This window comes from Nonomuraea antimicrobica (assembly GCF_039536965.1).
Taxonomy (GTDB): domain Bacteria; phylum Actinomycetota; class Actinomycetes; order Streptosporangiales; family Streptosporangiaceae; genus Nonomuraea; species Nonomuraea antimicrobica.
In genome coordinates this window covers 1-11,064 of sequence record NZ_BAAAZP010000065.1, presented here as the reverse complement: position 1 = coordinate 11,064, position 11,064 = coordinate 1, and the positions used below count along the sequence as shown (strand labels likewise).

The window sequence follows — 11,064 nt, the reverse complement described above, 5'->3', positions numbered from 1 at the left end:
CGCCCTCGGTGCCCCCGGCGGCCGCCACCGCGCCGGGCACGTCCGCGCTGCCGCAGCGCACGCCCGGTCAGTCGGGCGTCACCGCGTCCTGGTCGTCGCCCGCCGACGCCGGCTTCCAGGCCGCGCAGGCCGCCGCCCAACCGCAGCAGGGCGGCACGACCCAGTCGGGTCTGCCCCGTCGTGTCCCCAAGGCCAACCTGGTGCCCGGTACGGCCAGCCTCGCCGAGCCCCAGGCCCCGGCACCGGCGCCGCAGATCTCACCCGAGCGGTTGCGCAGCCGGCTCTCCAGCTTCCAGCAGGGTGTCCGGCAGGGCCGGGCGTTCACCCGCGGAGAAGAGAATGAGGAGGACAAATGAGAGAAATGAGCCAGGGAGCGCGCGGCATAAGCTGGTTGATCACGGACTTCGTGAACAACGTGCCAGGCGTCGCCCACACGGTCGTGGTGTCGTCTGACGGGTTGCCACTGGCCTTCTCCGAGGGTTTCCCCAAGGACCGGGCCGACCAGCTCGCCGCGGTCGCCTCCGGCGTGATCAGCTTGACCCAGGGGGCCGCGCGGGTTTTCGAGGGCGGTATGGTGACGCAGACCGTTATCGAAATGCAGCGTGGGCTCTTGATGATCATGTCGATCAGTGATGGCTCCTGCTTGGCGGTGCTGGCCGCCCCCGACTGCGACATGGGTCTGGTCGCCTACCAGATGACTTTGCTGGTCGAGCGGGCTGGGCAGGTGCTGACGCCCGCCGTACGCGCTGAGCTGCAATCGGCCCGCCCCCGCTAGTTGGGCGGTGACAGGAGAGTATGGTGTCAGGTCAGCAGGGTTGGGCTGGTGATAGCACTCCGCCGCATCCGGCGGCTCCCCGTCCGCAGAAGCCGAGCTCCCTGGTGCGGCCCTATGCCGTGACCGGGGGGCGCACCGCGCCGCGGATGAAGTTCGCCATGGAGGCGCTCGTGTCCTCCGTGACGTCGGAATACCAAGATATTTCCCTACTGAGTCCGGAGTATCAGGCGATCATTCAGCTCACTCGGAACGTCCGGTCGGTTGCCGAGATCTCCGCCCTTTTACGCCAGCCGCTTGGCGTGGTCCGGGTGCTGATCGCCGACATGGCGTCGGAAGGCCTGATCCGCGTGCACCAGCCTGCGCTGGACGCGGGAAAGCCGGACCTCAACTTGCTCGAAAGGGTGCTCAGTGGACTTCGCAGGCTCTAGCCCCGGCCTAACCTCGACGAAGATCGTCGTGGCCGGGGGCTTCGGCGTGGGGAAGACGACGTTTGTGGGAGCGGTGTCGGAGATCCTCCCGCTCACCACGGAGGCGGTCATGACGGACGCCTCGGCGCACGTCGACGACGTCTCCCTCACACCGAACAAGACGACCACGACCGTGGCGATGGACTTCGGCCGGGTTTCGCTCGATCGTGATCTGATCTTGTATTTGTTCGGTACTCCCGGGCAGCATCGGTTCTGGTTCATGTGGGACGACCTCGTACGCGGTGCCATCGGTGCGGTCGTGCTGGTCGACACCCGCCGTCTGGCCGACAGTTTCCCCGCCATCGACTACTTCGAAGAGGCCAAGCTGCCCTTCGTGATCGGCATCAACGGCTGGGACGGGCAGTTCGCCCATGCGGAGGACGAGCTGAGGGAGGCGCTGTCGATCGGCGGCCACATCCCGATCGTCCCCCTCGACGCCCGGCAGCGCGAATCGGTCAAGTCCACCCTGATCACGCTGGTGGAGCACGCCTTGACGCGCCACATGCACACCCCGGTGTAGCCCGGCCCGCCGTAGCGGCGGACCCGCGCTCCGGCAGCCCACCCCTCGCAGGTCGAGGCGGTGGGCTGTCGCATGGATCGGGGGAGCACAGGGCGTGGGGCGCGCCCGCGCCCGTTCAGAAGCGGGACAGCAGCTCGGTCTTCTTGGCCTGAAACTCCTCCTCCGACAGCAGCCCGGCATCGCGCAGCTCGCCCAGCTTGACGATCAGCTCGGCCGTGCGCGCCGGCGGGAGCGCCCGAGACGGCTCGTCGGGCGTGACGGCGGCCAGCACGGCGGCGGCGAAGGGCAGCGACTTGTGCGTGGCGCCCCAGCCGAGCCCGAACATCACCGAAGCGGGATCCTTGTTCGGATCGGTGGGCATGCGCCGCCCGCGCGGCTTCAGCCGAAGGCACCCGCTGGCCCCCTCGGGGGCGTGCCACTCGACGCCCGACAGATCGGCCACGGAGTAACGCTGGTCGCCCGCCGCGTACTTGGCCGACGACGCTCCCGACCAGAACCACGTGAACGTGATCGACTCGCCGTCGAAGGTGGCCGCGCCGTCCCAGCCCTTGAAGGTGCGCGGCGGCGGGGGAGCGTCGACCAGGAACCGCGGGGCGGGTCCGCGTTCGGTGCGGGCCGAGCGCAGCTCCTCGGCGTAGTAGTCGGCGAGCGTCTCCTTCTCGGCGGGCAGCACCAGCCGATAGGGGTCGGCCGCCTCCTTGAGCTGCCCGGCCGCGACCGCCATCACGGGGTCGGCGCCGCGCCGGGGCTCCAGCCGCAGCACCACGGTGCCGCGCCTGCCGGGCGCGAGCGTGACCTCGGCGATCGCCGCGTACGGAATGACGCGGGGGCCAAGCTCGGCCATGAGTTTGGGGGCCTTGCCCGGGTCGGGGGCGATGGTCAGCGACTGCGTCCCGAACATCCAGGTGCAACCCCGGCCCGCCAGAACATCCTCCACGCTTTCCAGATTAGGCCGATTCAGCGCTCCCGGCACGCCCGGTCACGATCATTCACCGTGAACCGCCCGCCCAGTTGCTCCGGGCTCGGTCACACGGTGGCGTGGCCGCGGACGAGCCGTCCCACCTCGGCGCGCAGGTGCACGAAGTCGGAGTGTTCACGGGTGGTGATCTGGTCGCGCGGCGTCGGGAGGTCGACCTTCAGGTCGCCCACCACGTGCGCGGGTGCCTTCGACAGGACCACCACGCGGTCGCCCACGTAGACGCTCTCGTCGATGTCGTGCGTGATGAGCACGATCGTCATCTGGTGGTGGCCGCGCACCTTGAGGACGAGGTCCTCCAGGTCTTCCCTGGTCTGCGCGTCGACCGAGCCGAACGGCTCGTCCATGAGCATCAGCGTCGGCCGGTACGCCAGCGCCCGCGCGATCGCCACCCGCTGCTGCATGCCGCCCGAGAGCTGGAACGGGTATTTGCGGCCCGCGTTCTCCAGCCCCACCGACTCGAGGGCCTCCTGGGCGGCCTCGCGGCGCTGGTGCTTGTCCAGGTTCCGGCGGCGCAGCGGCAGCGCGACGTTGTCGGCGACCGACATCCACGGGAACAGCGAGCGGCTGTAGTCCTGGAAGACCACGGCGAGGTTGTCGGGCGTCTGGCGCACCAGGTCGCCCTCGACCTTGACCTGCCCGCCGGTCGGCGTGATCAGGCCGGCGATGGAACGCAGCAGCGTCGACTTCCCGCACCCCGACGGACCGACGATGCAGAGCAGCTCGCCCGCGGCGACGCTCAGGTTGAGTCCTTCGATGGCGTGGTGCGCGTTGGGAGTACCGCCGCCGTACACATGGGAAAGGTTTTCTATCTCGAGCAAGGGAATTCCTCGGGGGGCGAGACCGCGGACAGCGGGGCGACTCTCTCGAAGCCGCAATTGACTCTAGCGGAGCGGTAAGTGCCGGGCATGTCAGTCATGGAAACCTACTCAGGGCGCGATCTTACTCTTGCACATTGACGCCTGCCATGGGAGCCACAGCCTCATACGCTCCACGACTCCCTTTCGTTCAGCGCCCGCACATCCGCATCGGAGATGCGCCGCTGGGCGGCCGCCATGGCCGACAGCTCCGCCTCGGTCAGCACCTCGCCGATCTCGGTGAAGCCGTCGGGCGCGCGCTCGGTCACCAGTTTGATCGTCTCTTCGATGGGCAGCGCCCGGTGCGCGAGGACCAGCGCCGACGTGGGCGGGCGCCGCTCCTCCTCGTACGCCGCCAGCGCCAGGGCCGGGTCGTCGTACGTCGCCAGGCAGCGGGCCAGCACCCGGGCGTCGAGCACGGCCTGGGAGCCGCCGTTGGAGCCGATGGGGTACATCGGGTGGGCGGCGTCGCCGAGCAGGGTCACCCGGCCCTCGCCCCACTGGGGCAGCGGATCGCGGTCGACCATCGGATATTCGAGTATGCGTGGCGTGGCGTGGAGCAAGGCCGGGATGTCGGCGGGCGCGTACTTCCAGGACGCGAAATGCGCGGCCACCTCCGGCAACTTCCCCTCGCGGGACCAGTCGGCTTCCGCCACCGTCCCGGGTTCGGCCACTTTTGCCTCGGCCACCCAGTTGATCAGCCGTGGATTACCGGCCGAGATGTGATAAGTCACGAATTTTCCGGCCAGGTTGGAGCCGCCGACCAGCACCGTCGCCCCGTCCAGGATCGGCTCGGCCTCCACCACTCCGCGCCACATCCTGATCCCGGCCCACAGCAGCGGATCGCCGGACGGCCACAGCCTGGCCCGCACCGCCGACTGCACGCCGTCGGCGCCGACCAGCACGTCCACCCGCTCACGCAGCACCCGCCCGCCCTGCCGGAGGGTGACGAGCACGCCGTCGCCGTCGTGCGCGAAGTCCTCGAACCTGACCCCTGTGCGCACCGGCCCGGCCCGCTCCTCGACCGCCGCGAGCAACGCCATCTGGAGCTCTCCCCGGTGGACGCTGTACTGGGGCCACCGATAGCCGGCCGCCCGGCCCCGGGGCAGGGCCAGGATGACGTTGCCGTGCCGGTCGGCGAACGTCATGAAGCTGGTCTCCACGCCCAGCTTCGCCAGCGGGCCGCCGAGCCCCAGCTCCGTCAGCTCGCGTACGGCGTGGGGCTGCAGGTTGATGCCCACCCCGAGCGGCCGCAGCGTGCCGGCGGCCTCCACGACCACGCAGTCCAGCCCGGCCGCGTGCAGGCTCAGGGCCGCGCTGAGCCCGCCGATGCCGCCGCCCACGATCATCGTCCGCACGGGAGGCACCCTAACCCACCAGCTCGCGGGCGGCGTGGTGCCAGGAGAGCACGCGCCGCTCGACGATCAGGAACACCTCGTTGAGCAGGTAGCCCAGCACGCCGAGCAGCACGATCCCGGCCCACATGGCGGGCAGGTCGAAGGTCGAGTACGCGTCGGTGAGCTGGAAGCCGATGCCGTTCGTGGTGCCCGGCAGCAGCTCGGAGAAGACCATGACGATCAGCGAGAGCGACAGGGCCAGCCGCAACCCCGCGAACATCTTGGGCAGCGCCGAGGGCAGGATCACCCGGAAGAGCCGCTCGGCCCGCGACAGCCGGAACACCTGCCCCGTCTCCAGGTGCAGCGGCTCGACCGAGCGGGCCCCGTCGGCGGTGTTGAGCAGCACCGGCCACACGATGCTGAACATGATGAACGCGACCTGCATCCGCAGCCCGAACCCGAACACCACGAGGAAGACGGTCACCAGCGCCGGCGGCGGGATGGCGCGCAGGAACTGCAGCACGCCGTCGAGGTAGTCGTAGACCCGCGCCGACAGCCCCACCGCCAGCCCGAGTACGACCCCGCCCAGCGCGCCCCCGGCGAACCCGAGCGCCATCCGGCCCAGGCTCGGCAGGATGTTCCCGACGGCGGCGTCGGTCAGGAACAGCGTGGCCGGCGGGCCGGAGAACCACATGGCGTGCATCCTGGCCACGATCGTGCTCGGCGGCGGGAAGAACGGGTTGCCCGCCAGCCGCGTGCCCACCTCCCAGACCAGGACGAGCCCGAGCAGCACCAGCGCACGGAACGCGGCCGTCCGCATGCCCCGGCCCCTCATGACGGCTCTCCCCGCTGGGCGTGGTGCCACCGGAAGGCCTGTCGTTCCGCGGCCACCAGCAGCGCGTTCACCACGACCCCGAACAGGCCCACCCAGAACACCCCGGCCAGGATGTCGGCCATGCGGGCGGGCACGGCGATGCCGGCGAAGAAGATGAACACCCCGATGCCCTCCCCGCGCCCCGCCACGATCTCGGTGCTGACGGTCAGGATGAGCGCCACCCCGGCCGCCAGGCGCACGCCTGTGGCGATGAACGGGGCCGACGACGGCAGCGAGACGCGCAGCAGCACTGACAGCGGCCCGAAGCCGTAGGACCGCAGCGACTCCTTGGCCAGAGGGTCGACGCCGCGCAGGCCGTACATCGTGTTGTAGAGGATGGGCCACAGCGAGGCGTAGACCACCAGCGTGACGCGATGTTGCAGCCCTGTGCCGATCACCAGGGCCACCAGCGGGATCAGCGCCACGGAGGGGATCGGCCGGAGGAACTCCACCACCGAGCGCGTGGCCGCGTCGATGAGCGGCACGCTGCCGAGCAGCAGGCCGAGCGGCACCGCGAGCACCGCCGCGACGCACAGCCCGATGGCCCAGGCGAGCAGGCTCGTCAGGGCGTGCGTGCGGAAGGCCGGGTCGGCCAGCAGCGCGAGCGCCCGCCCGACGATCTCCGTGGCGGGCGGCAGGAACTCGGGATCGGCCAGTCCGGTCCTGCTGACCAGCTCGATCAGCGCGGCGAAGGCGAACGCCCCGGCCGCCCGGCGCGACCAGCGGGTGGCCGGTGACGCCGGACGGGCACGGGACAGGGACTGAGCGCTCACCCGGAGGTGGTGGCCGACATCAGCGACTTGACGTCGATGGCCTTCGTCAGCCACTTGGCCTCCAGCATCCAGTCGGCCACTCGCTGGAGGCGGACCGGGTTGTCATTGCTGGAGAAGTAGGGGAAGGTCACGGTGGCGGCGGTGGCCGCGTCGATCTGTGTGAAGTTCGGCAGCACCTTGGCCACCACCTCGCGGTTGTTCTCCATGAGCTTGGCCGCGTTGTGGATGGCGCGCTGGAAGGCCGCCGCGGTCTTCGGGTTCTTGTCGTACCACTCCTGGGTGCTGACGTAGCCGGAGATGGGGAACTCGGCGGCGGGACCTGACGCCGGGTCGAGGATCTTGCGGGCCCCCATGGTGGAGGTGGCGGCCGTGACCATGGGCTCGCCGAGGTAGGCGGCGTCGATCTGGCCGCCCTTCCAGGAGGGCATGATGTTCTGGAAGGTCACCTGGACGTACTTGATGGTGGCCGGGTCGACGTTGTTGGCCTTGAGCACCTGGGCGAGGGCCAGCTCCTGGAAGTTGTGCAGGACGTTCACGTTGATCGTCTTGCCTTCCAGGTCTTTCGGGGTCTTGATGGGCGAGTCGGGCAGGGCCATGACGCTCAGCGAGTCGGGGGCCGCGCGAGAGCCCTCGGCCAGGATGCGCAACTTCAGCGCCTGCTTGTCGTGCGCGGCGAACATCGACACGTAGTTGCCGAACATCGCGTCGATCTCGCCCTTCACCAGCATGGGGATGGCCTCTGGCGCGGCCTGGACGACTTGCGGGGTCACCTCCAGGCCCTCTTTCTCGAAGAGCCCTTGGTCGATGGCGACATAGATGGCGGCACTGTCGATGGCCGGAAGCGTGGCGATCTTCAGTTGGGTCTTCTCCAGGCCGCCCGCGGCGAGGGCGGACGGCGGTGCGCTGGCCGACGGGCTCGCGCCCGTACTGCATGCCACAGCGCCGAGTGTCAAAGCGAACCCGATGATGGCGGCTCTGGCGGAACGGCCAAGCCTCATGTCAGGGACTCCCTTCGGGTGGAGCCAGGGGGGAACCGGGCGGCTTCTGCTCCCGGGGACTGTATGCCTGACGCAACAACAGGGATAGACCGTAGCACCAAATTGCCGGTCATTAACGCGAACATGACACTTGTGGTTGCAATGTCCGTTTAGCGCTATAGGGTGAAAATTTGACGACCTCGAAAGACGCGAATGTATGTCCGTTTTGGTGAAGGAGGTGGCAAGCGGGGCGGCTGTTACGGATGATGCCACACTTCTGATCTTTTCTACGAGTCAGGCCCGGGGCTCGTGGAACGGTCCCGCATTCCTGTTTCCCCTGATAGAAGGCCGTCTATCGATTCTGTCGTATTTTCTGGACATCTAGGCATAAACACCCCATCGGGGCACTAGTAGTGGTTGGCCCTTGCTCACCTGTGTGCTCAAATGGCGCTTATCTGGACGCACATATTGGCTCCTACCTGCAATACCTGCATCGTCCCCGAGAATTCCCCCTCAAGGTCGAGAGGTTGCGAAGGCAAGTGAGAACGCAGAGCGCTGATGCTTCCGCTGACCGCGAGCCGCACGGCCACCAGAAGAGACGGTCGTCCAAACCGTCCTCGAAGAGGTTCGGATTGGGCAACTGGCACGTGCGGTCACGCCTCATCGCGCTGATCGTCGTTCCCACGGCCGTCGCCGTGGGCCTGGGCGGGCTGAGCGTCGTGACCTCACTCAGCGACGCCCGCACGTACCAGACGCTCAGAGAGGTCGCTGAGCTCAGCCAGCAGCTCGGAGCCGTGACGCACGAGCTGTCCTTCGAACGCGACGAGACCGCCCTCTACATCGCCCAGGGCCGGCCGGAGGCCCGCGAGGCCCAGTTACGCACCACCTACAGCAACGTGAACGGCCTCATCGACGAGGCCAAACAGCAGGCGCAGGCCCTGTCGGAGACCCACGCCGAGGGCGTGCGCCCGGTGCTGCGGCGGCTGGAGGAGATCCCGACGCTGCGCGAGACGGCCGTCAACGGCAAGATCCAGCCGCTGCCGATGATCCGGAAGTACTCCGAGATCATCGCGGCGTTGCTGCAGTTCCACGACCAGGTGGGCCAGGTCGCGGTGGACGACGAGGTGGCCGACAGTGCCGGCTCGATGGCCGCCATCGCCCGGGCCAAGGAGCAGGCGTCCAAGCAGCGTGGCATCCTGGCCAGCGCGCTGGACAAGAAGGGTTTCGACAGCGGCGAACTCGACGCGCTCACCGACGCCAAGTCGCGTGAGGAGAGCGAGGAGACGCTGTTCGCCACCCTGGCCAACCTCGACCAGCTCGAGCTCTACCGCAACACCGTCGTGGGCCGCGACGTGGACCAGACCGACCTGTTCCGGCTGCGGGCCATGGCGCAGTCGGCCGAGGGCAAGGAACTGAGCATCGGGACCCGCCCCGATCGGGACGTGGCCACCTGGTTCGACGTCAGCACCGGCAAGATCGACGCGCTGCGCAGCGTGGAGAAGGAGTTGTCGTCCTCGGTCATCCTGCGCGCCCGCGGCCTGGAGGAGGGGGCCAACCGCTCGGCGATGATCTCCGGCGGGCTCATCCTGCTCCTGCTCGTCGTGGTCATCGCGATCATCTCGCTCATCGCCCGTTCGCTCATCAGGCCGCTGCGTCGGCTGCGCCGCGAGGCGCTGGACATCGCCGGGCAGCGCCTGCCGGAGACCGTGCAGCAACTGCGTGACAGCGGTGACGGCACGGTCGGCCCCGTCGTCCCGATCGGCGTGGACACGCACGACGAGATCGGTGAGGTGGCGCGGGCCTTCGATGAGGTGCATCGTGAGGCGGTGCGGTTGGCGGGTGAGGAGTCGCGGTTGCGGAGCAATGTGAACGCGATGTTCGTGAATTTGTCGCGGCGTAGTCAGACGTTGGTGGAGCGGCAGATCACGTTGATCGATGGTCTGGAGCAGGGTGAGCAGGATGAGCAGCGGTTGGGGAACCTGTTCAAGCTGGATCATCTGGCCACGCGTATGCGTCGTAACAGTGAGAACCTGTTGGTGTTGGCGGGTCAGGATCCGCCGCGGCGTTGGAGCCAGCCGGTCAAGCTGGTCGACGTGGCCAGGGCGTCCCTGTCGGAGGTCGAGAACTACGAACGCGTAGTGCTCCAGGTGCCCGACGGGGTGTCGGTGGCAGGTCAGGCCGTCAACGACGTCATCCACCTGCTCGCCGAGCTGGTCGAGAACGCGTTGTCGTTCTCGCCGCGCGAGACCAGGGTGACGGTCTCGGGCAGCAGGATCGACGGCGGCGGCGTGATGTTGTCGATCACCGACTCCGGCATCGGCATGACCGCCGAGGAGCTGGTCCAGGCCAACGAGCGGCTGACCGACGCGCCGAGCGTGGACGTGTCGGTGTCGCGGCGCATGGGTCTGTTCGTGGTCGCCAGGCTGGCGCACCGGCACGGCATCCGGGTGCAGTTGCGCCCGCACAGCTCCGGCGGCCTGACCGCCATGGTGCTGATCCCCGAGAACATGCTCGGCGCCCAGGCTCCCGACTTCTCCGGGATGCCGTCCTTCTCCGGCAACCAGCCGCCCTCCTTCGCCGGCGGCAACCAGCCGCCCGCGCTGGCGGGCGCGGCGGCCGGTGGGCACGGGGACGACCCGTACTCGGGGCCGCACCCCGCGCCGCTCACCGACTGGCCGCAGCCCACGTTCCAGATGGGCCCCGGCCACCCGTCGTTCCCCTCGAACCCCGACGCGGGCGGCAACTGGCCCCCGCCCTCCTGGCAGTCCGACCCGCCGCCCGCGTGGCCGGCCGAGCCGCGTGGCGGGGCCTTCGAGAGCGGCGACGTCTGGACGCCGACCCGCGGCTCGTCCTGGAACGGCGACCGCGGCCTGCCCAGACGACCCGTGACCCAGCCGCCGCCCGGGGGCTGGAGCCAGGACACCAATCCGCCGCAGCGGCCGGGGTTCGAGTTCCCCGAGTCCGACTCCGGCGCCACGGGCCCCATGCCGGCGGTGCCGCCCGCGTCCGCCGGCGACGACTACCTGCCGATCTTCGCCGCCGTCGAGTCGGCCTGGTTCGGACGCGACGCCAACGGCGCGAGCTGGGGCTCTTCCAAGGCCGACGCGGGCTGGAGCGCGGCGGAGGCGGCGGCGGAGCCGGTACGTGACGGTGCGACGGCGGCGGGGCTGCCCAAGCGGGTGCCGAAGGCGAACCTGGTGCCCGGCTCCGCCGACACCGCCGCCTCACCGAAGGGCGTCTCACCGATGCCGTCGGTGTCGCCCGACCGGGTGCGCAACCGGCTCTCCAGCTTCCAGCAGGGCTTCAGGGCGGCGCGCGACGACATCAGCGAGGGCAAGGCGTTCCCCTCTGGCCCGAGGGACAACGAAAGGGAGGAGGGCGCATGAAGGACCTGAGCCACGCGGCACGCGGGGTGGACTGGCTGATCACCGACTTCGTCAGCACGGTCCCGGGGGTCGCGCACGCGGTGGTCGTGTCGTCTGACGGTTTGCCGTTGGCGGCGTCGGCG

The 11,064-nt window shown here is 69.4% G+C and carries 11 protein-coding genes and 1 pseudogene; 6 read left to right on the top strand and 6 right to left on the bottom strand.

Annotated elements, in window-relative coordinates; genetic code table 11:
* From ABD844_RS16600 to ABD844_RS16585, 4 genes and pseudogenes are all read left to right on the top strand, one after another.
* Positions 1 to 356: pseudogene (locus tag ABD844_RS16600) on the top strand (nitrate- and nitrite sensing domain-containing protein); the annotation flags it as partial.
* Positions 353 to 775 carry a roadblock/LC7 domain-containing protein gene (locus tag ABD844_RS16595; RefSeq protein WP_425568585.1) on the top strand — a complete coding sequence of 141 codons (423 nt, stop codon included), beginning with the start codon at positions 353 to 355 and terminating at the stop codon, positions 773 to 775. The pseudogene ABD844_RS16600 and the gene ABD844_RS16595, both read left to right, overlap by 4 nt.
* Positions 776 to 795: 20 nt before the next feature.
* A complete protein-coding gene (locus ABD844_RS16590) occupies positions 796 to 1,203 on the top strand; it encodes a DUF742 domain-containing protein (RefSeq protein WP_245956307.1) in 408 nt (135 codons plus the stop codon).
* Positions 1,184 to 1,762, top strand: coding sequence for a GTP-binding protein (locus tag ABD844_RS16585; RefSeq protein ID WP_344877815.1), 579 nt, complete (start codon positions 1,184 to 1,186; stop codon positions 1,760 to 1,762). Before ABD844_RS16590 ends, ABD844_RS16585 begins: the two co-directional genes overlap by 20 nt.
* Positions 1,763 to 1,877: 115 nt before the next feature.
* On the opposite strand, the gene ABD844_RS16580 is transcribed toward ABD844_RS16585, so the two are convergent.
* From ABD844_RS16580 to ABD844_RS16555, 6 genes are all read right to left on the bottom strand, one after another.
* Entirely contained in the window at positions 1,878 to 2,699 is an 822-nt protein-coding gene (locus ABD844_RS16580; protein WP_344877814.1) for a DUF4429 domain-containing protein, read from the bottom strand.
* 89 nt (positions 2,700 to 2,788) lie between these two features.
* Positions 2,789 to 3,559, bottom strand: coding sequence for an ABC transporter ATP-binding protein (locus ABD844_RS16575; protein WP_344877813.1), 771 nt, complete (start codon positions 3,557 to 3,559; stop codon positions 2,789 to 2,791).
* Positions 3,560 to 3,720: 161 nt separating this feature from the next.
* On the bottom strand, positions 3,721 to 4,944 hold the full coding sequence (locus ABD844_RS16570; RefSeq protein WP_344877822.1) for a flavin-dependent oxidoreductase: 1,224 nt from the start codon (positions 4,942 to 4,944) through the stop codon (positions 3,721 to 3,723).
* Positions 4,945 to 4,963: 19 nt separating this feature from the next.
* Entirely contained in the window at positions 4,964 to 5,767 is an 804-nt protein-coding gene (locus tag ABD844_RS16565; protein WP_344877811.1) for an ABC transporter permease, read from the bottom strand.
* Positions 5,764 to 6,579, bottom strand: a complete 816-nt coding sequence (locus ABD844_RS16560; protein ID WP_344877809.1) for an ABC transporter permease — start codon at positions 6,577 to 6,579, stop codon at positions 5,764 to 5,766. Before ABD844_RS16560 ends, ABD844_RS16565 begins: the two co-directional genes overlap by 4 nt.
* On the bottom strand, positions 6,576 to 7,517 hold the full coding sequence (locus ABD844_RS16555) for an ABC transporter substrate-binding protein (protein WP_344877807.1): 942 nt from the start codon (positions 7,515 to 7,517) through the stop codon (positions 6,576 to 6,578). Before ABD844_RS16555 ends, ABD844_RS16560 begins: the two co-directional genes overlap by 4 nt.
* 671 nt (positions 7,518 to 8,188) lie before the next feature.
* Between ABD844_RS16555 and ABD844_RS16550 the strand changes: the two genes are divergently transcribed.
* The gene (locus ABD844_RS16550; protein ID WP_344877805.1) at positions 8,189 to 10,942 is read left to right on the top strand and encodes a sensor histidine kinase; all 2,754 of its coding nucleotides are present in this window, start codon (positions 8,189 to 8,191) and stop codon (positions 10,940 to 10,942) included.
* Positions 10,939 to 11,064, top strand: a 126-nt coding sequence (locus ABD844_RS16545; protein WP_344877820.1) for a roadblock/LC7 domain-containing protein, incomplete at its 3' end; no start/stop codon positions are given. The genes ABD844_RS16550 and ABD844_RS16545, both read left to right, overlap by 4 nt.